Source organism: Phytoactinopolyspora halotolerans, assembly GCF_010550675.1.
Lineage (GTDB): Bacteria > Actinomycetota > Actinomycetes > Jiangellales > Jiangellaceae > Phytoactinopolyspora > Phytoactinopolyspora halotolerans.
This window is the reverse complement of record NZ_JAAGOA010000014.1, coordinates 32,240-58,077: the sequence shown is the minus strand read 5'-3', so window position 1 is coordinate 58,077 and position 25,838 is coordinate 32,240. Positions and strand designations below refer to the sequence as shown.

24 protein-coding genes are annotated in these 25,838 nt (G+C 69.0%); 10 read left to right on the top strand and 14 right to left on the bottom strand.

Going from position 1 to position 25,838, the window contains the following annotated elements:
* Positions 1 to 74: 74 nt before the first annotated feature.
* Both G1H10_RS19230 and G1H10_RS19225 read right to left on the bottom strand, forming a co-directional pair.
* Positions 75 to 1,304 (bottom strand): DegT/DnrJ/EryC1/StrS family aminotransferase, encoded by a 1,230-nt coding sequence (locus G1H10_RS19230; protein WP_163740759.1) that lies wholly within the window; start codon positions 1,302 to 1,304, stop codon positions 75 to 77.
* Between the two features lie 97 nt (positions 1,305 to 1,401).
* Positions 1,402 to 2,706 carry an aspartate aminotransferase family protein gene (locus tag G1H10_RS19225; RefSeq protein WP_163740758.1) on the bottom strand — a complete coding sequence of 435 codons (1,305 nt, stop codon included), beginning with the start codon at positions 2,704 to 2,706 and terminating at the stop codon, positions 1,402 to 1,404.
* A gap of 244 nt (positions 2,707 to 2,950) precedes the next feature.
* On the opposite strand from G1H10_RS19225, the gene G1H10_RS19220 reads away from it, so the two are divergent.
* Together G1H10_RS19220 and G1H10_RS19215 are read left to right on the top strand one after the other, a co-directional pair.
* Positions 2,951 to 3,817: a fumarylacetoacetate hydrolase family protein gene (locus tag G1H10_RS19220; protein ID WP_216853433.1), complete on the top strand. Its 867-nt coding sequence runs from the start codon at positions 2,951 to 2,953 to the stop codon at positions 3,815 to 3,817.
* Positions 3,818 to 3,914: 97 nt separating this feature from the next.
* Entirely contained in the window at positions 3,915 to 5,147 is a 1,233-nt protein-coding gene (locus G1H10_RS19215) for a helix-turn-helix transcriptional regulator (protein WP_163740756.1), read from the top strand.
* A 77-nt stretch (positions 5,148 to 5,224) separates the two neighbouring features.
* On the opposite strand, the gene G1H10_RS19210 is transcribed toward G1H10_RS19215, so the two are convergent.
* Genes G1H10_RS19210 through G1H10_RS19185 form a run of 6 tightly spaced genes read right to left on the bottom strand, consistent with a single transcriptional unit; the run spans position 5,225 to position 13,318 of the window.
* Positions 5,225 to 6,601: a hypothetical protein gene (locus G1H10_RS19210; RefSeq protein ID WP_163740754.1), complete on the bottom strand. Its 1,377-nt coding sequence runs from the start codon at positions 6,599 to 6,601 to the stop codon at positions 5,225 to 5,227.
* A 5-nt stretch (positions 6,602 to 6,606) separates the two neighbouring features.
* Positions 6,607 to 7,458, bottom strand: a complete 852-nt coding sequence (locus G1H10_RS19205; protein ID WP_163740752.1) for an amidohydrolase family protein — start codon at positions 7,456 to 7,458, stop codon at positions 6,607 to 6,609.
* Positions 7,455 to 8,243, bottom strand: coding sequence for an amidohydrolase family protein (locus tag G1H10_RS19200; protein WP_216853432.1), 789 nt, complete (start codon positions 8,241 to 8,243; stop codon positions 7,455 to 7,457). The genes G1H10_RS19205 and G1H10_RS19200 overlap by 4 nt, the downstream gene beginning before the upstream one ends.
* Positions 8,236 to 10,938 carry a heparinase II/III family protein gene (locus tag G1H10_RS19195; RefSeq protein WP_163740750.1) on the bottom strand — a complete coding sequence of 901 codons (2,703 nt, stop codon included), beginning with the start codon at positions 10,936 to 10,938 and terminating at the stop codon, positions 8,236 to 8,238. The genes G1H10_RS19200 and G1H10_RS19195 overlap by 8 nt, the downstream gene beginning before the upstream one ends.
* Positions 10,935 to 11,993: a Gfo/Idh/MocA family protein gene (locus tag G1H10_RS19190; RefSeq protein WP_163740748.1), complete on the bottom strand. Its 1,059-nt coding sequence runs from the start codon at positions 11,991 to 11,993 to the stop codon at positions 10,935 to 10,937. The genes G1H10_RS19195 and G1H10_RS19190 overlap by 4 nt, the downstream gene beginning before the upstream one ends.
* Entirely contained in the window at positions 11,990 to 13,318 is a 1,329-nt protein-coding gene (locus G1H10_RS19185) for an ABC transporter substrate-binding protein (RefSeq protein ID WP_163740746.1), read from the bottom strand. The genes G1H10_RS19190 and G1H10_RS19185 overlap by 4 nt, the downstream gene beginning before the upstream one ends.
* Before the next feature lie 299 nt (positions 13,319 to 13,617).
* Here G1H10_RS19185 and G1H10_RS19180 point away from each other — a divergent pair, with 299 nt between their 5' ends.
* The 5 genes from G1H10_RS19180 to G1H10_RS34620 all read left to right on the top strand — a co-directional run bounded on the left by G1H10_RS19180 (position 13,618) and on the right by G1H10_RS34620 (position 19,064).
* Positions 13,618 to 14,604, top strand: coding sequence for a carbohydrate ABC transporter permease (locus G1H10_RS19180; protein WP_163740744.1), 987 nt, complete (start codon positions 13,618 to 13,620; stop codon positions 14,602 to 14,604).
* Positions 14,601 to 15,440 (top strand): carbohydrate ABC transporter permease, encoded by an 840-nt coding sequence (locus tag G1H10_RS19175; protein ID WP_163740743.1) that lies wholly within the window; start codon positions 14,601 to 14,603, stop codon positions 15,438 to 15,440. The genes G1H10_RS19180 and G1H10_RS19175 overlap by 4 nt, the downstream gene beginning before the upstream one ends.
* 81 nt (positions 15,441 to 15,521) lie before the next feature.
* The gene (locus G1H10_RS19170) at positions 15,522 to 17,054 is read left to right on the top strand and encodes a hypothetical protein (protein ID WP_163740741.1); all 1,533 of its coding nucleotides are present in this window, start codon (positions 15,522 to 15,524) and stop codon (positions 17,052 to 17,054) included.
* A 108-nt stretch (positions 17,055 to 17,162) separates the two neighbouring features.
* A complete protein-coding gene (locus G1H10_RS19165; protein WP_163740739.1) occupies positions 17,163 to 17,648 on the top strand; it encodes a hypothetical protein in 486 nt (161 codons plus the stop codon).
* Between the two features lie 42 nt (positions 17,649 to 17,690).
* Positions 17,691 to 19,064, top strand: coding sequence for a carbohydrate binding domain-containing protein (locus G1H10_RS34620; RefSeq protein WP_163740737.1), 1,374 nt, complete (start codon positions 17,691 to 17,693; stop codon positions 19,062 to 19,064).
* 27 nt (positions 19,065 to 19,091) lie between these two features.
* Here the strand turns inward: G1H10_RS34620 and G1H10_RS19155 are convergent, their stop codons facing one another.
* The 3 genes from G1H10_RS19155 to G1H10_RS32455 all read right to left on the bottom strand — a co-directional run bounded on the left by G1H10_RS19155 (position 19,092) and on the right by G1H10_RS32455 (position 20,768).
* Complete coding sequence (locus G1H10_RS19155; protein ID WP_163740735.1) at positions 19,092 to 19,526, bottom strand: hypothetical protein; 435 nt, start codon at positions 19,524 to 19,526, stop codon at positions 19,092 to 19,094.
* Positions 19,508 to 19,897: an Rpn family recombination-promoting nuclease/putative transposase gene (locus G1H10_RS19150; RefSeq protein ID WP_163740733.1), complete on the bottom strand. Its 390-nt coding sequence runs from the start codon at positions 19,895 to 19,897 to the stop codon at positions 19,508 to 19,510. Before G1H10_RS19150 ends, G1H10_RS19155 begins: the two co-directional genes overlap by 19 nt.
* A gap of 268 nt (positions 19,898 to 20,165) precedes the next feature.
* On the bottom strand, positions 20,166 to 20,768 hold the full coding sequence (locus G1H10_RS32455; protein WP_216853431.1) for an SHOCT domain-containing protein: 603 nt from the start codon (positions 20,766 to 20,768) through the stop codon (positions 20,166 to 20,168).
* A gap of 148 nt (positions 20,769 to 20,916) precedes the next feature.
* Between G1H10_RS32455 and G1H10_RS19140 the strand changes: the two genes are divergently transcribed.
* Both G1H10_RS19140 and G1H10_RS19135 read left to right on the top strand, forming a co-directional pair.
* Positions 20,917 to 21,285 (top strand): ArsR/SmtB family transcription factor, encoded by a 369-nt coding sequence (locus G1H10_RS19140; protein WP_163740731.1) that lies wholly within the window; start codon positions 20,917 to 20,919, stop codon positions 21,283 to 21,285.
* Positions 21,282 to 21,794, top strand: a complete 513-nt coding sequence (locus G1H10_RS19135; protein WP_163740729.1) for an SRPBCC family protein — start codon at positions 21,282 to 21,284, stop codon at positions 21,792 to 21,794. Before G1H10_RS19140 ends, G1H10_RS19135 begins: the two co-directional genes overlap by 4 nt.
* A 31-nt stretch (positions 21,795 to 21,825) precedes the next feature.
* On the opposite strand, the gene G1H10_RS19130 is transcribed toward G1H10_RS19135, so the two are convergent.
* Positions 21,826 to 23,928 (bottom strand): esterase-like activity of phytase family protein, encoded by a 2,103-nt coding sequence (locus G1H10_RS19130; protein WP_163740727.1) that lies wholly within the window; start codon positions 23,926 to 23,928, stop codon positions 21,826 to 21,828.
* Positions 23,929 to 23,946: 18 nt separating this feature from the next.
* Positions 23,947 to 24,111 carry a hypothetical protein gene (locus tag G1H10_RS19125; RefSeq protein ID WP_163740725.1) on the bottom strand — a complete coding sequence of 55 codons (165 nt, stop codon included), beginning with the start codon at positions 24,109 to 24,111 and terminating at the stop codon, positions 23,947 to 23,949.
* Between the two features lie 157 nt (positions 24,112 to 24,268).
* Between G1H10_RS19125 and G1H10_RS19120 the strand changes: the two genes are divergently transcribed.
* Positions 24,269 to 24,901 carry a J domain-containing protein gene (locus G1H10_RS19120; protein WP_163740723.1) on the top strand — a complete coding sequence of 211 codons (633 nt, stop codon included), beginning with the start codon at positions 24,269 to 24,271 and terminating at the stop codon, positions 24,899 to 24,901.
* Between the two features lie 24 nt (positions 24,902 to 24,925).
* Here the strand turns inward: G1H10_RS19120 and G1H10_RS19115 are convergent, their stop codons facing one another.
* Entirely contained in the window at positions 24,926 to 25,834 is a 909-nt protein-coding gene (locus G1H10_RS19115) for a Fic family protein (protein ID WP_163740721.1), read from the bottom strand.
* Positions 25,835 to 25,838 lie beyond the last annotated feature (4 nt).

The following is a 25,838-nucleotide window of genomic DNA, read 5'->3' as shown; positions in this document are numbered from 1 at the left end:
AGGCAACCGAATATCCGGTCGGCCGGTGTCCCACCGCGGAGTGGTCACGGGTCACTCCAGGCGCGGCTCGCGGCTCACTTCAGCGCTGCTGCCGCGCGGACGACCTTGGCGATGGCGCCCGCGACGCGGTGGGTGAACTCGTCGTCGCCGAGCAGATACGGCTGTGGCAGCCAGATCGTGTCCGTGGACACCTGATCGGCCACCGGACAGTCCGGCTCCGGGTATGGCTGACCGAGCCGGTCCACAACCGCTCGGGTCTCGCGCATCAACGCCTCGTTGCGGTGCAGCGGAACGTATCCCGACGACGCCCCCGGAAGCCCTTCCGCGGCCAGCGCGCGCACCGCCGCGTCGCGCGTGCCGGCGGCCCCCAGTGCGGGCACCCGGAAGACGAACAGGTGCCGGCCGTGCGCCGTGACCGCCGGGTCCGGCTGCGCCAGCTCGATGCCGTCCACGTCACCGAGCAGCTGCGTGAGCAGGGTCGCGTTGCGCTCGCGCACCTGTTGCTGAGCCGGGTGCCGGGCCAGCTGGGCGCGGAGGATCGCCGCCTGGAACTCGGTCAGACGCAGGTTGTAACCGACGGACGTGTGCTCGTACCAGCCGCCGCCGCGCACGCGGCCGACGTTCACCAGCGAATACAGCGCGTTCGCCGCCCGCTCGTCGTCGGTGAGAACCGCGCCGCCCTCGCCGGCGGTCATGTTCTTACTGCTCTGGAAACTGAACGTGCCGACGTCGCCGATCGCGCCGACGCGGCGTCCACGGTACTCCGCACCGTGCGCCTGCGCCGCATCCTCCACCACGGCGACACTATGCCTGGCGGCCACCGCAGCGAGCGCGTCCATGTCCGCCGGACGGCCGGCCAGATGCACCGCCACGATCGCCTTGGTCCGCGGCGTGATCGCCGCCTCCACCGCGGCCGGATCCAGCAGGTGGGTGGCGGGCTGGACGTCGGCGAACACCGGCACCGCCCCGATGAAGAGGGCCGCGGACGCGGTGGCGATGAACGTGTACGGCGGCACGATGACCTCGTCGCCGATGCCCACGCCGCACGCGCGCAACGCCACCACGATCGCCATGGTCCCGTTGACCAGGCAGATCCCGTGCGCCGCCTGTTGGTAGTCGGCGAACTCGCGCTCGAACGTGGCCACGACGTCGCCGTGCGTGCTGCCCCAGCGCCCAGACCGCAGCACGCCCAGCACGGCCTGCTCCTCCGCGTCGTCGTGCTCCGGCCAGCCGGGGATGGTGTCGCCGGGGCCGAGCGCGGGTGTTCCGCCGTGCAGCGCGAGCGTATCGGTGGTCACGTCCATGGGTGTCTCCTCCGGATCAGTGATCGGCCACTATTGCCGTGGATCGCCGGGGTGGACACACCAGTGATCCACGGCGATGACGGTCGACCGCTGGTGATCATGAGAGCTTGGCGAGCGCGTTCTCGAAGGCCGCCAGGGTCGCGTCGATGTCGTCGTCGGTGTGTGCGGCGGACAGGAACCAGAGGCCGCGCGGGACCATGTTGATCCCCTCCTCGAGCAGCAGGCCGTGCAGCCGCGCCATGGTGGCCCGGTCCGTGGCCGCGAACTCACGATAATCCCTGACGTCTGGCCGTCCGGTCAGATACGTCTGGAACAGGTGCCCGGTCCCCTGGACCAGCATCGGCACTCCTAGACGCGAGGCGATCGCGGCGAACCCGTCCATCAGCCGCCGGCCCCGCCGCTCCATCTCCGGATAGATGTCGTCCCGCTTCTCGTCGAGCACCTCCAGGACGGCGCGTGCACCGGCCATCGCGACCGGATGCGAGTTGAAGGTCCCCGCGTGCGAGACCTTGCCCGAGGCGATCGTCTCCATCACCGCCGCCTTGCCGGCCAGCGCCGAGACCTGCATCCCGCCGGCCATGGCCTTGCCGAAGACGCCGATGTCCGGGGTGATCCCGAGCCGCTCCTGGGCACCGCCCGGCGCCACCCGGAAGCCGGTGATCACCTCGTCGAAGATGAGCAGGATGCCCTCGTCGTCGCAGATCCGCCGGACCGCGCTGAGGTAGGCGTCGTCGGGGGTGATCGCCCCGGAGTTGCACAGGACAGGCTCCATGACGACGGCGGCGATCTCGCCGCGATGGCGGGCGACGGTGTCGGTCAACGCGTCCAGGTCGTTCCAGCGGGTCAGCACCAGATCGGCCGCCTGGCCGGGCAGCTGGCCGCCGGAGCCGGGCACCGCGACCGGCCGGTCGGCGGGACCGGCCGCGTCCAGCGGCGGGTGCACGCTGAACAACACCGGGTCGAACCAGCCGTGGTAGTGGCCCTCGAACTTGATGACCTTGTCCCGGCCGGTGTGCCCGCGCGCCAGCCGGAGCGCGGCATGTGCGGCCTCCGAGCCCACCGAGTTGAACCGGATCAGCTCCGCGCACGGGACCATGGACCGGATCCGCTCCGCCACCTCGATCTCCGTCAGGTGCTGCGCGGAATAGGTCACCCCACGACGCATCTGTGCCGCGACCGCATCGGCCAGCACATCCGGGCTGTGTCCCAGGATCGCCGGTCCCTGCCCCAGAACGTAGTCGATGTAGGCGTTGCCGTCCGCGTCCCACAGCCGGCTGCCCTGAGCCCGGTCGACGTAGAGAGGTGTGCCGGGAAGACGGCGCGCGTCGCTGGACACGCCGCCGGCGATGACCTGACGAGCACGCGCGTACAGCGCCTCGCTGTGTTCCAGCTTCCGAGCCACTCCTGGCCTCCAACCTCGTCCGGCGGAACTGTCGGGACGGACTCGCCGCCGCTGTGTACCCGGCTTTCGGCCGGGTCGCCGGATGCGGACATCCGGTGCCGTCCTGACGAACATAGGGCCGCGGCGTCGGCCCACGTCAACCAAGTCCGCAACAACCGTGCACCGATCGCATCGGCGGGTCCTTGCCGGTCCCGCCGGGCCGTGCTGCGCTGAGTACACCCCGAATCTGGAGAAGGGACCTCGCATGCACCTCGGACGCATCCGGCGGACGCCAGGCGGGCCGGTGGAGCTCGCCGCCTGGCACCCCGAACACGGCCTTGTCTCGTTGCGGCGGCTGGCTCCGGACGTCGACGCCGACCCGCTCGACCTGCTCGCCCGGCACGGCACGGACGGCGCCGGCGAGCTGGTGCGCGCCGCGTACGCCGACGCGCACGCCGATGACCTTCTCGACGAGGCGTCGGTCGCCTTCGAGCCGCCGGTCGCCCGGTGCAGCAAGGTGTGCTGCATGGCATTGAACTACCGGGCCCACGCCGAGGAGAGCGGGCTGGAGGTGCCGCCGGACCCGGTGCTGTTCTTCAAGCCCCCGTCCGCGCTGACCGGTCACCGCAGCGAGATCCGCCCACCGGCGCGGACGAAGCACGTCGAGCACGAGGTGGAGCTGGCCGTCGTCATCGGTACCCGCTGCCGGGACGTTCCGGCCGACGAGTGGCGCCGCGTCGTGGCCGGGTACACCATCGTCAACGACCTCACCGCACGCGATCTGCAACTGATCAACCACGGCCGGAACGTGCCGTGGGACCAGGCGAAGGCGTTCGACGGCTTCGCGCCGCTCGGCCCGTACCTGGTGACCGCCGACGCGGTGCCCGACCCCAGCGGACTGGAGATGACCCTGACCATCGACGGCGAGGTGCGCCAGCACGCGCGGACCGCGCAGATGGTCTTCGGCATACCGCGGCTCATCGAAGACCTGACCGACGGTATGACGCTGGAGCCCGGTGACGTCATCGCCACCGGCACCACGGCCGGGATCGCCCCGGTGTCCGACGGCGATGAGATGCATGCCACCATCACCGGCCTCGGCACCCTCCGCAACCGCGTGCTGTTGGGTTAACGGCAATCGGACATCAGCGATGTCACCCTATTTATGCACCGTCGGTTGGCATGTTTAGGACGTCCCAAACGGGCCACTCATCCGCTATGCTGTGGTCATGCTGGCAGGCGCGTATCGACCGGACGTGCGACGGGACACGAACCTCGACGCCTCCGCCGACGTCGGGCCGCCGCGGACGCCGCCGGCCGTGTGCTGCCTGCTGGTGGACGTCGACGCCTTCCTGTCGCGCGCGGCGGACGCGCCGGACGGCTGGGCGGAGCGCACCCGCCGTTCGCTCGACCGCATGATCGCCGGACACGCGCGCGGCCTGGGCGACGCCCGGGTCGAACACCTTCCGCCGGATGAGTGGCTGTTGACCCTCTCCTCCCCCGCCGCCGACGACCTGGAGCGCCGCGCTCGGGAGGTCGCCGCCGGCATCCACCGAGCGGCGCGTCACACCGCCGACGTCACGGTCACGGTCGCCATCGGCGCTCCGGTCGCCGTCACCGGCGCCGATGCGGACGCCGTCGCCGTGGCGACGTCTTCGGCACGCCAGGCGCACCGGGCCAAGCTCGCCCTCGGACCGGACCGGGTCATACCGGCGTCGGCGCCTTCCCCTGGCGATGTCACCGCCGGCCACCCCAGCCGGAGCGGCCAGAGTCCACCTGATGCGCGTGCGCCGCACGATGCCCACCGGGAGGTGGCCCGTGCCATCGGCAGAGGTGAGTCCGACCGGGCCCGGCGTCTGCTCTGCGACTGGTTCGCCGCCGCGACCGCCCAGGCCTCCGGCGACGACGAGCTCGTGCGCCGCTGGCTCCTCGGTCAGGTGCTGGCGACCACGGCCACGCTGGACGGGCGGCTCGGCGTTGGCACCGCGGCGGATTGGATGGCCGTCTGCGAGGCGGTGCCCTACGCGGCCCTGACCGAGCTGGCCGACCTGCACGAGCCGGGCGCCGTGGTGGCCTGGGTGGAGCGCGTGGTCGACGCCCTTGCGCTCCGGCACCGGCGCGGCTTGACCCGGTCGCCAACCCTGGAGTTGATCCGCCGGCACGTGGACGAACACTTCACCGACCCCGACCTGCGGCTGAAACGTGTGGCGGCCACGGTCGGCGTCAGCCCGTTCCACGTCTCGCACCTGTTCCGCTCCGAGCTGGGCACCACCTTCCGCGACTACGTCACCCAACGGCGAGTCCGCCGGGCCCAGCGGCTGCTGGAAGAGACCCGGCTGGGCATGGCGCAGGTCGCCCGGGCCAGCGGCTTCGGCACACCGGTGCAGCTGCGCCGGGTGTTGGTCCGGGAGACCGGCGCCACCCCGTCCGAGACCCGCCGGTCCGCCCACTCGCAGCCGTGACGGTCGAGGTCAACCGACGTGGTGGTGGGCCAGGACGTGATGGAAAGACACAGGAAGAGGCGCCACCCGTGCCAGCGTCAGCGCGGTTCCAGGCGCTGGATCAGCAGCCGGAAACGCTGCCGCGGCCGGCCGCCGCCGGGTGACGGCGCCGGCGGCATGGTCCACGCCAGGCCGGCCGCCACCAGACTGTTCAGGATGCGCCGAGCGCTGCGCAGGGTCACCGACAGTGCCTCGGCCACGCGTGCGGCGTCCACGATCAGCGGCTCGGGCTCGGTGTCCGGCAGCGCCATGATGATCCGGCGCAGCATCTCCCGCTCGTGCGCGTATCTGTCATCAGCCACCACACGTTCCCGCCGCCGCGACCGCGGCGGCAGCCCGACCACGGTGCCGTCCGCCCCCACCACCTGTGCGGGGTGCCCGGCGTGGCTCTGCGCCAGTCCGAGCGCCTGTTGCGCGTGGGCATCCGCCTCCTGCACGGTGCGGCCGCTGCCGATGCCGACGAACGCCTGCAGGCCTAGTGCCGCCTGCAGCCGGTCCACGAAGGGCGCGGTGTGCAGGTTATCGGTGAGCTGACGCAACGCGCCCGCGGTGGCGGTGATGCCGAACGTCATGCCTTCATACGCCAGCAGCGCCGCGCCCGCGGCCTCGACCTCCTCCAGCAAGAGCTGGTGCACGGTGAGCCGGGCGCCCTGCAGCCGGTAGTTGCTCCATCCCCAGTGACCGGAGCCCTCCGGCGACGTGACGTGCACGGTCATCAGGACCAGCTGTGCCTCCTCCAGCAGCGACCCGGTACCGAGCAGCGCGCTGGTCATCACCGCGCTGCGCAGATTGGCCGTGGTGGGCGCCATCCGCACGGCCGGAATCCCGTCCGCCTGCAGCCGGTTCGCCACCGACTTCACCGTGGTGAACGCGGCCGTCGTCTCCCCCGCCCGGTACAGCTCGGTGTGGAACCGGCTGAAGCCGTCCACCGACTCCGGACCGTCATACGGGGCGACGTGCAGCCCGCTGGTGCTCCGGCCGATGTCGGCGTAGGCCTCCTCGACCTCGGAGCGCGAGATCGAATCGATGCTGATCCGGTCCATCTCGATCGCCGGGTTCTCCGCCGCCCGGATCAGCGCCGAGAACAGCGACGTCCCGCTGATCGGCACGAACGTGGACGGGATGGGCAGCTTGTCCGCGGCCAGGTCATACTGCAACGGCCCGGTGAACAGGATGATGTCCGCGTCTTCGCTCACCGCCTGCGCCCGCGTCAGCAGCTCCGAGTCGACGTGGTGCGCGGCGCCGATGAGCCGGACGTTGCCGCCCACCGCCGCGTCCAGGCTCAGGATGCTCTGCACCACATCCGGCGGGCCGACGACGCCGACCGCCACCGGCGCCCGAACCTGAGACAGATGCTCGCGGGGCGAGGCGGCGCGCGCGGACGGCCCGGCCGGCTGGGAGGCGTCGTCGTTCACAGGTGTCAGTGTGCCGGACCCCGCCGGAAACGGTCGAGCAGGGCGGTACCCCCTGCGTGTCCGGCCGACAGCACACTCGCCATGGTGCCTCCGAGCACGGCGGCCCGCTCCTCGTCGGCCAGCTCGGCGAAGAGCATCCGCCCCAGCGACATCCGCAGATCGATGAACGGGAAGTCGGAGCCGAACGCCACCTGACCGGGCCCGACGGCGCCGACCATCTCGGCGATCGCGCGGCCGTGGTTGTGCGACCCGCACAGTTCCAGCACCACCCGCGGGTGCCGCCGGGCCACGTCGATCGCCCGCCCGAACGAACTCGGCGCCACCCCGGCGTGCCCGGCCAGGATCCGCGCCCGCGGATGGTCGGTCGCGACCCGGTCGAGGTGGTCCAGATCGTCGAACTGCGAGCCCGCCCACGTGTGCGTCAGCACCGGACGCCCGGTGACCTCCGCGTATTCCCACACCGGCCGGTAGCGACGCCCGTCCAGCGGATATTCGTGCAGGTCGGGGTGGAGCTTGACGCCGACGAAGGCCGGGTGGTCGCGCCACCGCTCCAGCTGCCCCGCCGGGTCCTGCCACGGGTTGACGACCACGTACCCGGCGAACCGGGACGGGTGTGCCAGGCAGAGCGCCGCGGTCTCCTCGTTTCCGGCGTCCGCGTCCAGCTCGACCCCGAGCATGCTGGACAGGATCGCGCCGGAGACGCCGCACCGGTCCATCACCCGGAGCATCGCCGCGCCGCTCGGGTCGGCGATGAAGAACCGGTTGTACGGCCCCAGGTGCGCATGCGCGTCCAGGATCGGGGTGCCCTGCCAGGGCTCCCGGCTGAGCACGGCTCCGGCCGGTGCGCGGCTGTTCATGCTACCTCCACGGTGGTTCGGGACGTCGCCAGCAGGCCGCGCATGGTGTCTCCACCGATCGCGCGCACGTCGGCGTCGTCCAGCTCGGACCAGAGCAGGCGGAGTACCGCCTCACCCGGGTCGCGCACCGGCTGGCCGGTGCCGAACACCAGCCGGTGCGAGCCGAACCGGTGCACCAGGAACTCCAGCGCCAGGTGGCCGGAGAGGTTGGCCGTGCACAGCAGGATGCGCGGCCGGCGTTCCAGCAGCCCGCACAGCCGGCGCAGCTCCCGGTACCCCACCTCGGAGACGATCAGCCACAGCTCTGGGTGTGCCGCCGCCGCGTCTTCCACCGCGGCCCAGTCCGTCTCGGGTGCGTCCACCAGGATCGGCATGCCGTGTTCGGCGGCGGCCTCCAGCAGCGGCGCCGTGTCCGGTCCGGCCAGGTCGAAACCGTGCGACCCGGGCCGCACCGTGAACAGCCCGACGCCCCCGGCCCGCGCCTGCGTCACCAGCTCCGCCGCGCCGGGCAGCTCACCACAGGTCGGCGGAAGCACCGTCCAGCACGGTCGCAGCCGCGGTTCGTCCGCCACCTCCGCCAGCACGCGGGCGTTGCCCGCCGCCGGCTCGTGGTGCGTGGCCACGGTGTGTGCGACGACGGCTTCCGCGATGCCGTACCGATCCAGCGTGGAGATCATCGCGGCCGGACTGCCGCTGCCGACCTCGTGTGCCGGGTGCCGGCCGAGCGATGCGGCGACGTCCAGCAGCCGCAGTTGCTCGGACATGCCGCGCTGGTGTTCAGTCATCGACCCCTCGTTCCGCGATCCGGACGGTCCACGTGCCCTCGGACGGCAGCGTGATCGTGTCCGGGCCGTCGCCCGTCGCCACGGCGACCTGCACCCCGTTGACGGTGACCCGAGGCCCGCCGGGGCTGCCAGTTCCCCGGTCGCCGGCGGGCGCGCCTCGCGCGTTTTCACCGCGGACCAGCGGACCGTGCACAGTCACGGTCGCCCGACGGTCGGTGACCAGCTGCGCCGTCAGGCCGTCGGAGCCGGTCCGGCACCACCACGCGAGTACGCCACGGCCGGTGAGCGCAGGCCCGTCAGCCGAGCGCGCGTCCGGCCGGGCATCATCTGGCGTGTCCGGGGATCGGTCCGGACGCTCCGGGTCCAGGTCCCAGCGTGCGCGCTCCACCGTGCCGTCGGCACGGGTGCGGGTCCAGCCGGACGGGCCGATGGTGTCGACGACGCCCGGCATGCGCACGACCACCGACTCCGCGCCGACCGACTTCACGTCGGCCGCCTCCGCGTCGGCGGACTTCGCATCGGCGGACTTCGTACCCTCGACACGCTCGACATCCACCGCGGGCGCCTGGTGCCGGAACGGAACCAGCACAGTGTGCAGCCTCGCCTGCTGGTGGACCAGGTGCAGTCCGTGGATGGTGCCGTACTGGTCGGGCCGACTGCGGCGCTCGCGCAGAGCCTCGGATGTGTCACCGGCATCGAAATCCGCGCTGCTCACGGGGGCGTCCGCGTCGTCGGCGGCGGCATCAGCGGCGGCGGCGACGTCAGCGTCGATTGCGACCTGGCTGTGCGGCAGCCGCGCCGGGCCCGTAGCATGCTCGACCTCCGACGGCGGCTCGAGCGGCACCACGACCAGGCCGGGCGCCTCGGACGACACGTAGCAGTGCTCCCCCTCGTCCTTCCAGGCCGAGCGTCCGTGGACGGTCCAGGTGGAGCGTACCGGCTCGTCGTCGGCGAGCTCGTCGGTGATCAGCCAGTAGGCCGGTTCGGATCGGATGAAGACGATCCGCCGACGATGCCGCTGCCGGTACGCATCATGCCGGCCCACCACGACGTCGACTCCCACGGCTGCGGAGGCGCCGTCGGATGCGCCAGTGCGCTCAGATGGGATGCGGGTTTGGTGGGTCATAGCGCCCTGAACCCGCATCTCATCGACGCCCAGCGTCCAGAACGACTCGACCACGGTGTTCCGCTGGGCCGAATCGGGCTCACCCTCGAGGGTGACACTGTTGTGCCCACGCCCCGCCTGATACCAGCTGTAGTAGCCGGGGTCGTCGTAGCTGGGCGGTCCGCCGGCTTCCCAGGCCAACGGCTCGCCCCAGCCGGAGGCGACGAAGTCCAGGGCGGCGTGGTGCGAGTGCGGCTCCAGCTCATGCCCCACATACGGCCCCAGGTTGACGGTCGTCGTCAGGTCGGCCGCTGTCCACCCCTGCCGGAGTATCGCGTAGCCGCTCGATCGCAGCAGCGTGCTGCTCCCGTCGGGCTCCGCCGACGGTGCGGCGAAGAAGAACTCGACCGGGTCCGTGCCGTCCGGGCGCGGACCCAGCCAGTCCAGCCGATCGACGATGCGCTCCTCCCCCATCCAGCGCTCCACCAGCGTTTTCCACTCTGGCACACCGTAGAGGTGATGGCCGACCAGCAGCATCTCGGCCGGCCGGACGATGTGTGAGTCCTGCAGGTGCGGCACCCACCCGGCCGGATGCGCCATCTCGGCCAGCCAGTCGTGTGCCGCGCGCAGCCGGGGATGGTCCAGCAGCGGCCACTGCGCCCCATCGGCGGACAGCGCGGCGACGTGCAGGGCGCGCAGGCACATCGCGTGGTACGACGGGGAGCGCTCGTAATGGCCCCCGTCGGCATAGAAATCGAGCTCCAGGTGATCCTCGACGCGCTGCCGCGCGACACCCAGCCACTCGTCCCGCTCACCGAACTCCGGGTACACCGACGCGACGTGCGCCAGCTCGCAGACCGAGGCCAGCTGCCAGTTCCCGTTGCGGAATGCGCTGTGTTCCTCGGCCGCCCATCGGGCGCCGCCGAGCAGGCATTTCATCGTCCGCCGCCACTGTTCGTCGGTGAACGCAGGCTCTGCCGAGAGCAGCGAGATCGCCTGGTTGAACAGTCCGCTGCGGCTCCAGACGCCCAGCGAATACCAGATCACGTCCAACCCGGGCCAGTCGCCGGCCACGTCGTCGCGCACGTCGTACCACTGTGAGAACAGCTCGCCATACCGGGCCGCGTAATCCGCCTTGCCGGTGAGCGCGTACGCCTCCAGCAACGGCCGCATCCAGTACAGGTAGTGGAACCCGTAGAAACCCGAGCGTCCGCGGCTGGAATCGAGGAAATCGACCTCCGTCTCGAGCAGGAGATCCGCGGCGCCGAGGAAGCCGTCGGGCACGCCGGCGGCGCCGAAGAAGCGCCGCACGCCCTCGGAGCCGCTCAGCACCAGGCCGGCCCGCGGCGCCGACGGCCGGTCCTCGCGCCGCCGCGCCCAGCGGCCGATGTCGCCCACCGGCAGCGGGGCCCGGCCGCTCGCTCGGTACGCCCGCCACTCCCGCAACGCCGCGTCCGTGTCGCCGGCGGCCCTGGCCAAGCCTTCAATCCCCGGGGCGGTCAGGTCGAGCGAGTCCACCAGATGCTCGTCGGTGATGTGCCGCATCCGGGCGTGGTCGACATGCGGAGGGCTCTCCACCCAGCGCGTCATCCGACGGTCCGCCCCGGCTCCGGCACCGCCACCGGTTGCCCGGAGGCGATGGACGCGTGCGCCGCCTCCAGCACCGCCGTCACGTGCCGTGAGCTCTCCACCGTGATCAGCGGTTCGACGCCGCGCGTGGCGCAGTCGACGAAGTGCGCGACCGCGTCCGGGTAGGCGCCCGCCAGCACGCCGTGCACTGTGCGTTTGAGCATGTTCCGCGGGAACTTCACGCCGTCCGGCGTGGCCATCACGACGTTCTCCTGCTGACGGTCCAGCTGGATGACCCCGTCGTCGCAGATGGCGGTGATGTAGCTGTCCACCATGGTGGGGAAGGTGTTCGGATAGATCCACGCCGACTCGAACGTCGCCACGGCACCGCGCCGGTACCGCGCCTGGATCTGGATGGCGTCCGGCGTGTCGATGCCGAGCGAGCGCAGCTTGCCGTACCGAGCGGTGGCGTACACCTGCTCCACCTCGTCGTCGAAGAACCAGGTGACCAGGTCGATGTCATGACTGGAGAGGAACCAGGCGCAGGTGGTGTTCTGCGCCCAGTTGAGCATCTCGGTCGGGACGTAGATGGTGTCGTCTTTGCGTGCGTACCCGACCGCCGGGCTGCCCAGCCCGGCGATCAGGTCCTTGGCTTGCGCGTAGGCGGGCACCCAGCGGTGGTTGAAGATGCACATCGCGATCACGCCGGCCTCCCGGACGGCGCGGACGCATCGGTCGGCGTCCTGCACCGACGTCGTGAACGGCTTCTCCACCAGAATGTGTTTTCCGGCTGCGGCGGCCTTCACCACGACGTCGGCGTGCAGATGGTCGGGCGTCGCCACCACGACCGCGTCCACCGGACCCGAATCGATCAACTGTTCGTAATCGTCGAAGACCTGCGGCCGCCCACCGAACTCACCGGCCAGCTTCTCGGCGCTTTCACGGGTCCCACTGGTGATCGCGGTCAGCTCGGCTCCGGCGAGCGCGTTGACGGCCCGGGCGTTGCTGGTGCCCATGATCCCCGCGCCGACCACGCCGATACGAAGGGTCTCGCCGTCGTTCTGTGTACGTGTCATTGCTGCTGAAGCTCCGTGTTCCACTGCTCGGCTGCGTTGTCCAGGGCGGTCTGCGCGTCGACATCGCCCTGCAAGAAGGCGCGCACCTGCTCGGCCAGGAGCTCGCCGAGTTGGAAGTCCTTCGACGTGCCCAGGGCGCCGTCTTCGAGATCCGGCAGTGTCTCGACGATGATGTTGCGTGCGACGTCGGTGGGCTCCTCGCCCTGGCTGTCGAAGAACGGGTCCTCCAACGTCGCCTTGGTCGACGGGAAGATCGCCACGATCTTGCAGAACTCCAACTGGTTCTCCGCGTTGGTGACGAACTTCAACCAGTCCGCGGCCGTGGCCTTGTTGTCCGAGTCGGCCGGGATCCCGAACGTCTGCTGACCCTGCAGCAGCAACTTCCCCTCAGGGGTACGCACGCCCGGTGTCACCACCACGTCCTCGTACACCTCGGGCGCGTTCTCCTCCGTGTTGACCAGCCGGGCGGCGGGCACGTTGATGCTGAACCCGACCTTGCGGTTCTCCAGGTTCTCCGGGAGGTTCCGCTCATCCTTGGAGACGGAGCCCGGCGCGAGCACACCCGCGTCGTAGGCCTCCTTCCACTTCTCCAGGACCGCCACCGCCTCGGGGGTGTTGAAGGTCGCCTCGGTCTTGTCCTCGTTCAACATCTGCACGCCGTAGTACGGCAACACGAGATGTCCGGGTATCGCGCTGAACCCGGCGATCCCGTGCGCGTCCGTGACCTCGGCGGCGACGTCGAAGATCTCGTCGTAGGTGACCGGCGGGTTCTCCGGATCGAAGCTGGTGCCCTCCATCGCCTCCTGCCGGTACATCGCCACCGGCGAGCCGCCGTTGTACCAGGGCAGGGCGGTCACGGCGCCGTCGAATGTCAGCGGCTCGACCAGCGACTCCTGGTACTCGGCGAGTTCCTCCGCCGAGAAGTAGTCGTTGAGGTCGGTCAATGAGTTCTGGAACCGGCCCAGATCCGGGGATCCGATGTTGACCAGGTCCGGCGCCTCTCCGGCGGCGAGCGCGGCGAGCAGTTTGGTGGCCAGGTCGGCACCCGGCACGTCGACCCACTTGATCGTGGTGCCGGGGTTGTCCGCCTCGTAGGTGTCGATCAGCCCTTGGATGTAGTCGGAGTAATTGGCCTGCAGGTTGATGGTCCACCACTCGACTTCACCGCCGAGTTCGGTGGACTCGGGCTCAGCTTGCTCGTCCGACTCCTCCTCGGCGTCGGCGCCGCTGATGCAGCCCGACGTGATCATGGCCAGCCCGACCGCTGCCGCGGTGAGCATCGGCCAGCGCCGCGTTGGACGGTGGATGGTGGGATCGGATCGCATGGTCTCTCCTGAGTGGAAGAAGGTGTCGAAGCCATGGACTCGGCGCCGCTGAATGTTGGCGACCAGTTTCGGACACAACTCCACCCAAGTCAATAGGCGGCCTTCCACATGCCCACAACATGCCCGCCACTCCTGCGCTGTTCCGAAAATATCCATGTCACAGCGGCGACACATTTCTCAACAATTCGGGGGTAGACGTCGCCAGATAACTGGGCTTATAGTCACTGCCACGTTTAGGACACGAACTGTTCCATTTTTATGCGACCCAATCTGACTCCCGATGATCGCCCGGAGGTGAGATGCCACAGCAGTCCGGAAGCGATGTGCCCGAGCTGACGCCCGTGGCCGAACGGACGACGCCGCATCCGCCTCGACGGGGCGCGCCGGATTCGGTACCGCGCGGCCCGGCCTGGCGAGCCCGCGCGAATCGCCCCGCATTCTGGTCCCCGTGGCTGTTCATGCTGCCGGGCCTCGCGCTCTTCGCGGTCTTCTTCGTCTGGCCGGCCGTGCAGGCGCTACAGCTGGCGTTCTATCGATACGACGGGATCTCGGCGCCGATCGCGGTCGGCACGGCGAATTTCGAGCGGATGCTCGACGATCCACGGTTCCACGAGGCGCTGGTCAACTCGTTCCTGTTCCTGCTCGGCATGATCCCGCTCGCGGTGGCCGTGCCGCTGCTGCTGGCCGTGCTGGTCAATCAGCGGATCCCCGGCATCCAGGGGTTCCGGCTCGCCATCGTGATGCCGGTCGTCGTCTCGATGGTCGCCGTCGCCGTGACCTGGAAATACGTGCTCGACGCCGAGGGCGTGCTCAGCTGGATCGTCACCAGCCTCGGCATCGCCGACGAACCCACCGCCTGGCTGCTCAGCACCGACTGGGCGCTGCCCTGCCTGATCGTCATCGAGGGCTGGAAGAGCATGGGGATCTACATGATGATCTACCTTGCCGGCCTGCAGGCCATCCCTTCTGACCTCTACGAGGCGGCCGAGATCGACGGCGCCGGCGTCTGGCACCGGCTCACCAAGATCACCGTACCGTTGATGGTGCCGTACGTCGCCGTGACGTCCACCATGGCGATGCTCGATGCGATGCAGGTGTTCACCTCCGTCTACGTGATGACGCGCGGCGGCCCGCAGGACAGCACCATGACCCTGGGCTACTACGTGTGGTCCAAGGCGTTCGAGGATTACGAGTTCGGTTACGCCAGCGCGATAGCCCTCGTGCTCTGGGCCATCATGATCGTCCTGGCTGTGATCAATTACCAGCTCACGAAGGAGCGCCGATGACGGCCCGCACCCGCCGACGCCGGACGTCGACCCTCGCCGGCAACTACGTCCTGCTGATCATCCTGGCGATCATCTTCATCGGACCGTTCGTCGTGCTGGTGTCGTCATCGCTGAAACCCGCCACCCAGGACGTCTTCTCCTTCCCGCCGGACTTCATTCCGCGTCCGCCGGTGGTGGACTGGTTCATCCGCGCATGGACCGTGATCGACTTTCCCCGGTACCTGCTCAACTCGGTGATCTACGTGGGCGTGATGGTGCCGGCCTACCTGGCGGTCTCCGCGCTGACCGCGTATCCGCTGGCCCGGATGCGGTTCCGGCTACGCACAGTCGTGTTCTTCCTCTTCCTCTCCACCATGTTCCTGCCGGGCGAGCTGATGTTGATCCCGCGGTTCCTGGTGGTCTCCGAGCTGGGGCTCGCGGACAGCTACGCAGGTGTGATGCTGCCGGGCATCCTCTCCGCGATCGGCATCTTCCTGCTCCGGCAGACCTTCGCCGGGGTGCCGCAGGAACTCGACGACGCCGCCCGCATCGACGGATGTAAGGAGTGGGGCGTCTTCTGGCACGTCATGCTGCCGGCGGCGAAGCCGGCGTTCGCCGTCCTCGCCATCTTCGGGTTCATCTCGGTGTGGAACAGCTTCATCTGGCCGCTGGTGGTGCTCAAGGACACCAGCAAGTACCCGATCGCGCTCGGTATCGCCTACCTCACCGGAGTGACCGGCACCGACGTGCGCTCGTTGGCGGCCGGCACGGTGATCTCGCTGATCCCGGTCCTCGTCTTCTTCCTCGTCATGCAGCGCCACATCCTCGAAGGCATGAAGGGCGCGGTCAAGGGCTGAGATCCCGCCGCGCTCCCACCTGTTCCGTGTCCCGATCCGCGTACGCACGTCACGTCCCGCTCGATCAACAGGAGGAACCGCATGTCCAGCCACCGCTCGTTCGGCCGTCGTCGACTGCTGCAGGCCGGAGCCGTACTCGGCATCGGCACCGCGACCGGACTTCTGACCACCGCACCCGCCCGGGCGGAAACACGGGACTACGCGCTCCGGGCGACGTACGACTGGGCGGAGGCGTACTTCACCGAGCACGGCGACGCCCAGCCCGACGTCCCGAACGAGAACCGTGGATCCCTGGCCTGGGGCCAGTCCTACATACTGCGCTCGTACATCACCATGTATGAGGCGTTCGGCGACACGCGGTACCTCGACCTGCTGTGCCGCAACATCGACGCCATCCTCTCCATCAGGGATAGCGAACGCGGGGTGACCGACTGGCGTGGAGAGTCGCTGCCGGTCTGGAGAGGCGGATACCCGTACACCGGGGGCGAGGTCGACGTCCCGGGCCCGAACGGCGCGCCGTCGCTGCGGCTGCGCACGGCGCAGGCGTACGCCGACGGCGTCACCGCCGACGTGGCACACGAGTCGGCGGACCGATTCGCGGTGACCATCACGGACACCCGGATCAACCGCAGCGACACGTTCGCGAATCTCACCATGGACGCCACCAGCCCGGACTTCGCGGTGACGCGGATCCGCGACGCGAGCCCGACCGTGACCCGCGCCACCGCGGTGGATCTGCGGGGGGACAACTCACCGGCCCTCCCGCAAGCCGGCACCTACACCATGTCCTCGCACTACGTGACCTTCTCGGTGCACACCGGGATGATCACAGCGCCGATCGCCGAGTTCTGCCGCATCGTGCGCAAGACCCCATCCTTGATGCCGCGCTACGGCGCCAAGGCCGCCACGTACCTGCGCGCGGTCCGTGACGCCGTCGCCTGCCACGACCACGAGTGGCGGCAGAACGACCAGGGCGAGGGCTGGTACATCTGGGAGAAGGGAACGCCGCTGGCGTTCGACGGGTGCGAGATGCCACACAACCAGTTCGTGGCGCTGGCCACCGCCCAGGCGCACCTCGGCGCGCTGGTCGACGACGGACCGTACCGGGATCGCGCCGTCCGGATGCTGACCACCTTCCGTAACGACCTGCGGACACTGCGGAACAGCTACATCTGGAACTACTGGTGGACCAAGGGCCACGTCTACAACGGCTACTCCCAGGACGACGACGTGTCGGAGTGGACGCCCGCGTACAACGGCGCTCGTCAGATCGAGGACGGATCACACGGCGCGATCAGCGTCGAGGCGGCCCTCGCCGGTTACCGACTGGGGATGGTGTTCGACGAGACCGACATGCGCCGGTTCGCCGCCACGTACGCGGACAACATGCTGGCTTACGGCGACGATGGCCAGGCGCACGTCTGGTACCGCGTCGACGGGACCGCCAACCTCGGCCTGCAAGACCTCCAAGCGCCCCGTTGGGTGAACCTCGCCCGCTGGGACGAGCGGATCTTCGACCATGCCCGGGAGATCTTCAACCGCGAACAACCTGAGCCGATTTTCGGGTCATATCTGCTCAGCACCGCCTTCCTCGCCGCGCACAACGGACAGTAGGAGCGGGCATGTCGGCGCACCTGAAACACGGAAGAGTCGGCATGACGTTCACGGCCGTGGGGGCCCCCCGGGGCGCCGGGCAACCCCTGGTACGACAGGTACGTCGCGATGGAGGCCGCCGTCGGCGACGACTTCTACACCGCCGCCGACAGCGCGACCTTCGCCTGGAGCGAGAGTTACGTGCTGGACAGCTACGTCGACGTCTATCGGGTCAGCCGGGACACCGCATGGCTGGACAAGCTCGTCACCCACGTCGACCGGATGATCGCCGACGCGGACGATGCCGACGGCGACGGCTACCTGGGCTGGAGCACGGCTCGATACTCGCCGGTCGAGGTGGACAACGGCGGCATGGAGACGGGCGACCCCGGCGACTCCACGCTGCCGCGATATTGGTCGCGTTTCCAGACCACCGGCTCCAACGCGTTCCGCACCACCGACGCCAGCACCGGCGGCTACGCGGTGCGGATCGACTCCGACGGTCAGGCCTGGCGCAAGCTCTACCAGGACATGAACACCTATGAGCCGGACACGGTCTACGTGCTACGGGTCAACGCGAAGACCAACGGCTCGGCCGCCCAAGGCCGCGCGTAACTGCACGACCGGACGACCGGCGAGATCCTGTGCTCGATCACGGTGGACGACACGTCCTGGCAGTACTACAGCACCGAATGCCGGACGCCCACGGCCACCGGGCACGACCTCGAGGTGTGGCTCGGCCATATGGACTACACCGTCTCGGGCGGGCGCGCGTATTTCGACGACGTGAAGATCAGCGGCAAGTTCCCGTACATCGTGCACGACGGGATGGTCGGCACCTCGATCGCGCATTTCATCGAGCTGGTGGAGCAGACGCCGTCGCTACAGGCCGCGTATGCCACCAAGGCGGATGCTTACCTGAACTTTCTGGAGAACGAACTCGTCCCACGGTGGGAGTCCAGCTCGTACATCGGGAACACGTGGGCGTCGCTGTCGTCCGGTACCGGCACCTACAAGCAGTCCACACAGTTCGACGCCTTCTCGCACAGTGCGAGCTGGACGTATCTGCCGTACAACCAGTCGCTGGCGTTCGCCCGAATGCTGCTGGTGCTGCACGGCGTGAACGGCGACGCGACGTACCTCGACCGGGCGCAGCGAAACGGGCAATACTTCAAGAACGCGCTGACCCTCAGCGGCGACGACTACATCTGGAATTACGCGTACTACACGAGCACGCCGGAGGACACGTCGCACGCGAATCTCGACGTGGGCGCGGCACGGGAGATGTATCAGCGCGGCGTGGTCTTCAACGCCACCGACATGCAGCGCTTCACCAACACGATCGCCACCCGGATGTGGAACGGCTCGACCACGTCGCCCGCGGTGACCAAGTACGTCGACGGATCCGGGGACACGAGCTTCAGCAAGTATCTGGTCGAGTGGACCCAGTACGCACAGTGGAAGCGGAGCCTGTACTGGGTGGTGGCTGAGCAGTACCGGAACTCGTCGGCGCAGAGCGGCTACGACATGCTGGCGCTGGCCCGCATCATGACGTGGGACGTCGCCAAGCTGCTCAACCAGGGTTTCGAGCTGGAGACCAGCTTCGACCCGACCTACGCGGCGCAGTGGTACCGGGTGGGCTCGTCCTCGACGACGGCGTACCGCGACAGCACCAACGCCTACGCCGGCGACTACGGGTTGACCATCGTCTCCACTGGCGGTACCGCACAATCGGTATCCCAGCCGTGGGAGGACTGGAGCCCGTCGACGTCGTACACCGTGGAGTTCGTCGGTAAGACGGACGGCGGTTCGGCAGCCGGCGTGGTCTATGTGGAGAACCTGGACACCGGGCAGGTGCTCGCCAGCGAGCCGTTCAGCAGTACCGGCTGGACATCACACTCGGTGACGTTCACCGCACCAAGCAACACGGGCGACGACGTCCGGATCTACATCGCCAACCAAGACCCGAGCGCGTCCGGCGAGGCGCACGTCGACCAGATCAGGATCCGCCCCACGGCAGAACCTTGGTAGTCCTCCCTGTCGCGGATGGCGCGTGGATCAGCGCAGGACCTCGTCGAGTGTGTCAGCGGTGAGGACGCGGGCGGTCCAGGCTTCGAGCTGTTCGGCAGAAGCGTTCTGCACCGCGTCGACTGTGGTCTGTGGGAGAGGCCCGAACTTGAGGCTCAGTTGCTGCAGCACGGTCGCTACGCGTCCTTCGGCGCGGAGCATGTCTGCAGTGGTCATGTATGCCTCCTCTGCTTCGGGCCCGAGTTTTGCGAACAGCCGGTGGAGCTCGTCGGTGGGTGTCTCGCCGACGTTCTCAATGTACGTCACCAGCGCGACGAAGTCGTCGATACCGTCGCCACGGTCCAGGATGGCGCGCAGATCGTCGGCCCATGTATTCAGGTCGTCGGCGAGCTGGGCATTGCCGGCGGCGATCTTGAGTAGTAACAGGGTGATGCGGGCCTGTGGGGTCAGCGGCCGGCTGCGCAAGGTGTCCTCGTCGAGGCGGGCGAGATCGTCGAGTAGGAACTGGAACCGGGGCAGATACTCCCCCGCGGCCTCGGCGGTGGCCGGGTCGACCTCATCCGCAACGGCATCAACGCATCCGTGCTGCTCTGATGTTCGATGAGCACGTAGACGAACGCCTCATGTCCGTCCAACGGCACGGTGAAGAGCAAGTCGGTGTGCCGCCACTGCAGGGTGGGGTCGATGAAGCTGCCGCCGGCGGGGGTCAGCCGGTCCAGGTCGAGCCGCTCGACCAGAGCGGCCGGCAGGATCCCGCGCAGCTGTGATGCGGCGTTGACGGGCTCACCAAGAACCCGGCGGAACACCGCATCATGCGGACTCGACCGGCTAGGCATGCCAGTACGATACAATTGACATTCATAAGAGGCTAACAGCGGCTAACAAGCCTCGGTATGCGCTAATCTCTCCAAACCATCGAGGCAAGAGGCGCCTTTCGTCGACTTAGCATCCATGCTCTGAAGCCGGCAGTGCGTCGGCACGGTGGATCCCCATCTCCACCCGGCCGTCCTCCCGCGGGCTCGGAGCGGGCTCCAGAGATTGAGCTTCGAAACGGGAGACCAGTTTCGACTCGACCGAACCCAGACAACGAGCAGGCTCGCCGCGTCACTCACGTTCGAGGATGCGCGCCTTCTCCTGGGCGAACTCCTCGGGCGTGAGCACGCCGCTGTCGCGGAGCCTCACCAGCCGTTCCAGCTGGCTGACCCGATCGTCTCCGGCAGGCGCCACGCCGCCGGAAACAGTCTCGCCGGCCTTGATGTTCACCGTGGCGCCGGGGAACGCCTGCCGAATCTGTTCCACGACACCCGATACGTGTCCGGGAAGATCCTCATCACCCTGGCTCGGCCGGTCAGGCCGGGCGGCCGACGGCCCGGTCGGCGGGTCGGCTTCACCCCGCAAGGCCGCGGCGAGCGCCTGCCCCTGATTCCGTAGGGTCTCGTGCTGTTTCGGCATCTCATCCCACAGGATCCGGACTCGGGTCGGATCTGCCCGGTCGACCTCGATCGGGATGACCTGCCCAGGAAACGGCAGCTTGCTCCGACGGGCAATCCGCTTCCGATACTCGACCGACGTCGGCCGGATGCCCGGCGCCTCGACGACGAGCATCGCGCGCAGCGGAACGTACGCGGAATTATTGGGCCCCTGCGACGACGACACGACGCGCGCCGTTCCCCGCACGGGATCCTTGAACGTCTTCCTCCCCCACATCCCAACCTCCCCCTCCGGCCGCGCAGCACTGCCCGATGCCGCGTGCACAGTCACCATATCGCGGCCTGTCGAAAGACGACCTGCTCAAATCGTGGAGAAGCGCGAGCGCGGACTCGACAATGCGTAACCAATTGGTTACCCTTTGTCCGTGGATGAGATCGCCGGTGCGATCGCCGATCCAGTTCGGCGACAGATTCTCGAGCTCTTGCATCAACAACGACGCTCGGTGGGAGAGATCGCTGAACAGTTCGATATCAGCCGGCCCGCAGTCAGCCGGCACCTACGAGTCCTCCGAAGCAGTGGCCTGGTCAGCGACGAGCTCGTCGGTCGACAGCGGTTCTACATGCTGCACCCGGAGAAGCTCACCCAGCTCATCGAGTGGCTCGCGCGGTTCGGCGAGCCCGCCGGCTGGGAGCGCCACCTGGACGCGCTCGAGACCGAGGTATACCGCACGCGCCGCGACCGCCGCACGCGCCATCCGTCCAGCTCCGACGACGTCAAGGAGAACACCGCATGAACCGCACCCCATCCGGACGCCTGTTCCGCACCGCCGACGGGGTCGACCTGACCCTCACCCGCACCTTCCGAGCGTCCGCTGACGACGTCTGGGCGAGTGTCACCGAGCCCGAGCGCACCGCACGTTGGTTCGGACCGTGGAAGGGCGACGCCGGCCCCGGCCGAACCGTCCAGGTGCAGATGTCCTTCGAGGAGGATGCGTCCTGGTCCGATCTGTACATCGATGCATGCGAACCACCGACGCGGTTGGCGGTGTCCATGAACGACGAGGCCGGCACCTGGCACATGGAGCTGCTCATCACCGAGACCGAGGCCGACGACACGACCGAGCTACGACTCATCCAGCATCTCACCTCCGCCGAAGGGCTCGGCGAGATCGGTCCGGGCTGGGAGTACTACCTCGACAAGCTCGTCGCCGCGCGGGACGGCATACCGCAGCCGGAGTTCACCGAGTACTACCCGGCCATGAAGCCCTACTTCGACGAGCTCACCGCCGAAACCATCAGCTGATCACCCGCAGATGCCTCCACCATGCGCATCGCTACGGCCGCCCGAGACGGAGGAAGATCGACTCGCCCGGCGCGTCATCGAGCCCGTCATTGTCGACCACGGCCACCATCTCCTGCCTGCCGGACCGGCCGGCGGTGCCGATCAGTGCCAGTCCTTCGGCCTTGTCCGCCACTTCTCCCCCGCCGGCACGAAGGGCGGGCAGCAGGTCGGTCACGGGTTCCTTCTCCAGTAGCGGCTTCGGTTCGCCCGCCGGGACGGGATCCACCGTCGACACGTCCACCCGGTAGACCATCTTCGTCGCGGCCGTCGCACCGCGCTGGTTGTCCCGTTCCAGCACCAGGAGCTCGCTCTCTCCGGCCGCGGTCAGTTCGGAGAGACCGACCCAGCCGCCGACGGGCGCGTCATCCAGCGGATACGCGACGAACGCCCACTCCCCTGTCGCCGGTGTGTATCGCGCCAGGCTGACCTGACCACGCTCGTTGTCCGCCCACTCGCGCTGCACCGCGACCCACACGTGGTCACCGAGCACGGCCACACCCTCGAAGCCGAACCGGGAGGCGCCGGCCGACACCTCGCCGGGCAGGCGGACCTCTTCCAGCACGGCACCTTCGGTGTCCGTGCGGAGCAGCAGGTGCTCGGCCCCCGCGCCCGGGTTGCCTTCGGAGACCAGCCAGTATCCGTCGTCGACGGCGGCGATTCCCTCCAGGTCATACGACACCGCCTCGCCGTCGCTGGTGATCACCTGCTCCGCCTCGACGACGGCGGGCACCGCGGCCACGTCGACGGTCAGGATCCGGCTCGGCTGGTACGCGTTGTCGGTGACCGCGACCACGCGTCCCGCGTCACCGGGGACCGCGGACAGTCCGGAGAGCGCGCCGAATCCGATCGGCGACCCGTCCTCGGCGTCGGCGGAGACGATCGTCGGCGCCGCCGCGTTGCGCGCCAGCCGTGCGGTGTGCGACGCATGCGTGAACCGGTAGCCGGCCAGCGAGGAGCGGATGCCGTCGTCGGCGTCGTCCTCCTCGGCCGAGACGAGCAGCAGGTTCCGCTTCGGGATCGGCAGCAGGCCCTCCGGCGCGACACCCGTCGGCAACCCCTGCACCAGGTGCGGGTGCTGCGGATCGTCGACGTTGTAGACCGCGACCATGTTCGCGCGCTCCAGGCCGACGAACGCATAGCGATGCCGCCCGAAGTCCGCCACGGCGATGCCTTCCGGCTCGACACCCTTGTTGTCCGCCCGGTCGTCCGGGTACTGACCGCTCCGGATCGCCAGGTTCTCCAGCTCGTTGCCGGAGGAGAAGACCACCTCTCCGGTGCCGGCGTCGAAAGCCGTCCAGGTGCGGGTGCCGCCGAGCCAGTCGCCTTCGTCCGCGGTGGCGAGCGTGTCGTCGTCCAGCCACGCCACCGCGTCCGGCTCGCGCGGCCCGCTGACCGTGCCGTCCGGTGAGATCCGGCCGTCGTCCTCGGTGTCCACGTTCTCCACGGTCGTGGTGCCCGCCGAGAAGTCGCTGACCACCGCACCGCTGGCCAGGTCGACCACGGCGATGTGGTTGTTCTCCTGCAGTGTGACCGCGACCTCGTTCCGCCCGTTGACGGCGACGTACTCCGGCTCCGGGTCCTCCGGCGCCACGTCGGCCAGGCCGGTCAGGTCGACATTGCGTACCGTCCATGCACCGGGTTGCCCGTCCAGGTCGACGATGGACAGGTGCCCGGCCGGGAGCTGCGGCAGACCGCCGTCGCCGAGGTCCTCGTCCCGCTCGTTCTCGACCGCGACGGCGGCGTACCGGCCGTCGTCGGAGATGTCGATGGCATCCGGTTGGCCGCCCAGGTCGTGCTCGGCGACCACCTCGCGCGTCGTCAGGTCGATCACCACCAGCGCACCGGACGGATCGGTGAACGCCTCGGACGTGTCGACCGCGACCAGCGCGTAACCGCCGAGCACACCCACCGACGTGGGCTCACCGTCCAGCGGCACGGCGCCCAGCGGGCTCAGTGCCCCGCGCGCACCGACCGCGGCGAGACCGATCCGCTCGCCCGGCGAGTCCGTGTACACCACAGTCCGCCCGTCCGGCGTCGCCGCGGCGATCTCGGCCGCCGTCTCCTCGTCGACGGACGAGTTCTGGTACACCGGCATCGTGGCGACCCGCTGGAACTACCCGTCGCCGCGCGATATCCCGGCGTCGGCGGGCGTCCGGCCGGCGTTCGGCTGGCCGGCGTTCGCCGCGGCCACCGACGACGCGGCGACGAGTGCGACCACCACCGCGGCCAGCGCCCCGCGCGTCTTGCCCTGCATCGTGCCCCGAACCCAGACCGGCACTTTTCGACCTCCTATGGACGCGATCAGCTCGGAGCTTTCTAGCCGACCCGATCGACCACACGAGATACGCGACATGAATACCGGACAAACCGCCTGGCGGGTTCGTCGATGTCACATACGGCGCGGGCGAGCCGTCTTAGTCATGGGGTGATGATGGATGGCCAGTGACGTGTACGAGCTCGGTGGGCGGGATCCGCACGCCCTGCTCGGGGTCCAGCGGGGAGCGACGCCGTCTCAGGTACGGCAGGCATTCCGCAGACGAGCGATGAACGGCGGCCATCCTGACCACGGGGGCGATGCCGCGACATTTCGGGCCCTCACCCGCGCCCGCGACATCGTGCTCGACCCTCGTCGTCTCAGCGCGTACGACGCCGCCGTCGGAGCCGTCGGCGCCCGCACGTCCACGGACACGCGCGTCCGGACGCCGGGGAGATCGGCCGACTCACCGGCCGGCATGGCTTCGACGTCGGCCAAGGGTCCGTCGACGTCCCCCGGCGGGCCACGTGGCGGCTCGTCCACCTCCGCTCCGACCGGTGCGGCCTCGTCCGCCGCGCCGCCGACCCCGTCGGGAACCGGTGGATGGGGCGTGGCCACCGTCGTTCTCGCTCTGCTCGGTCCGCTGCTGTGGCCGCTGGCGATCGTGGCCGGACACATCGCCGTGCGCAAGTCGAAGCGGGCCGGCCGAGACAGCGGCTCGGCCATCCCCGTCGTCCTGTTCATGCTCTATGCGTTGTCGTTCCTGGTGCTGCCGCGCATCCTGGTGGCGGTGTTCGCGATGTTCGCCGGATGACACCGCTTCCCGCGTCATCTGCCGTCAGCGGGGCCGAACGCGCAACCGACGTGCGCTGTCTGGCTCCTCGAATGCGTGAGCCTCGTGCAGTTGGCGTTTGGCCTCCGCGTAGTCGGAGAAGTCGATAATCGCCGTGAAGTCATGCGCATAGCGCATGGCCTTGATCAACACAGATGGGTCGTCTTGGCGTGACAGCAAACGCAACCCATCGAGGTAGTCCTGGCGGAAGACCGTCGGCACGACGATGTGGCACTGCCCACCCGCTTCAAGTTCGGCGCTCATCATCGCTCGAGCGGTTCGGCCATTGCCGTCGTTGAACGGGTGAACCTCCGCCACGACGAATGCGATGTACACGGCACGTTCCCAGGCCGTGTCCAGATCATCGCGTAGCCGAAAGCCTGCGGCCAGAGTCCCCTCCACCAAAGCGGGATCGACGAAATACGTGCTGCCCGCTCGGTTGGCCAGCTGCTTGAAGAGCCCCGGCCGCTGCTCCGGTCGGCCCTCCATGATCTGTGCGTTCCGGGTCTTCAGGAGATCGATGAAGTCGTCAGCGTCCGTGCCGGTGTTCCGCAACCGTTCACTGTCAGCAAGCAAACGATGAGTTCCGATGATGTCGTGCGCGTCGGCAGGACGTGCCTCGGGCATCTCTCCCTGGAACACGATCCGCGCGGCCTCGTCCACGTCGAATTCGGTTCCCTCGATGAAGTTCGAGAAGTATGCCTCAAAGAAAGGCAGATACGTGTACCTCTCCGGCCGGGACGGGTCTACCGGTCGACTCTGCGGTGCCGCAGCCCTCAGCCCTCGCGCAAGGTCCTCGAACCGGTGCACCCGGATCTGATCGACTGGCCGCCCCACGCGACGCGAGGTCAGCGACGGAGAACGGGTCTTCGCCTCCGGCTGAGTGCCCAGCGCAATCCCGACGAGCGCCTGCAACGTC

Excerpts from the sequence above, each read along its gene's own strand:
- G1H10_RS19200 (WP_216853432.1), bottom strand. The coding sequence starts at position 8,243 with ATGACTGAACACCAGCGCGGCATGTCCGAGCAACTGCGGCTGCTGGAC.
- G1H10_RS19170 (WP_163740741.1), top strand. The coding sequence starts at position 15,522 with ATGTCCAGCCACCGCTCGTTCGGCCGTCGTCGACTGCTGCAGGCCGGA.
- G1H10_RS19120 (WP_163740723.1), top strand. The coding sequence starts at position 24,269 with ATGGCCAGTGACGTGTACGAGCTCGGTGGGCGGGATCCGCACGCCCTG.
- G1H10_RS19130 (WP_163740727.1), bottom strand. The coding sequence starts at position 23,928 with ATGCCGGTGTACCAGAACTCGTCCGTCGACGAGGAGACGGCGGCCGAG.
- G1H10_RS19190 (WP_163740748.1), bottom strand. The coding sequence starts at position 11,993 with ATGACACGTACACAGAACGACGGCGAGACCCTTCGTATCGGCGTGGTC.
- G1H10_RS19165 (WP_163740739.1), top strand. The coding sequence starts at position 17,163 with ATGGAGGCCGCCGTCGGCGACGACTTCTACACCGCCGCCGACAGCGCG.
- G1H10_RS19220 (WP_216853433.1), top strand. The coding sequence starts at position 2,951 with ATGCACCTCGGACGCATCCGGCGGACGCCAGGCGGGCCGGTGGAGCTC.
- G1H10_RS32455 (WP_216853431.1), bottom strand. The coding sequence starts at position 20,768 with ATGTGGGGGAGGAAGACGTTCAAGGATCCCGTGCGGGGAACGGCGCGC.
- G1H10_RS19135 (WP_163740729.1), top strand. The coding sequence starts at position 21,282 with ATGAACCGCACCCCATCCGGACGCCTGTTCCGCACCGCCGACGGGGTC.
- G1H10_RS19230 (WP_163740759.1), bottom strand. The coding sequence starts at position 1,304 with ATGGACGTGACCACCGATACGCTCGCGCTGCACGGCGGAACACCCGCG.
- G1H10_RS19195 (WP_163740750.1), bottom strand. The coding sequence starts at position 10,938 with ATGACGCGCTGGGTGGAGAGCCCTCCGCATGTCGACCACGCCCGGATG.
- G1H10_RS19185 (WP_163740746.1), bottom strand. The coding sequence starts at position 13,318 with ATGCGATCCGATCCCACCATCCACCGTCCAACGCGGCGCTGGCCGATG.
- G1H10_RS19150 (WP_163740733.1), bottom strand. The coding sequence starts at position 19,897 with ATGCCTAGCCGGTCGAGTCCGCATGATGCGGTGTTCCGCCGGGTTCTT.
- G1H10_RS19175 (WP_163740743.1), top strand. The coding sequence starts at position 14,601 with ATGACGGCCCGCACCCGCCGACGCCGGACGTCGACCCTCGCCGGCAAC.
- G1H10_RS19205 (WP_163740752.1), bottom strand. The coding sequence starts at position 7,458 with ATGAACAGCCGCGCACCGGCCGGAGCCGTGCTCAGCCGGGAGCCCTGG.
- G1H10_RS19215 (WP_163740756.1), top strand. The coding sequence starts at position 3,915 with ATGCTGGCAGGCGCGTATCGACCGGACGTGCGACGGGACACGAACCTC.
- G1H10_RS19180 (WP_163740744.1), top strand. The coding sequence starts at position 13,618 with ATGCCACAGCAGTCCGGAAGCGATGTGCCCGAGCTGACGCCCGTGGCC.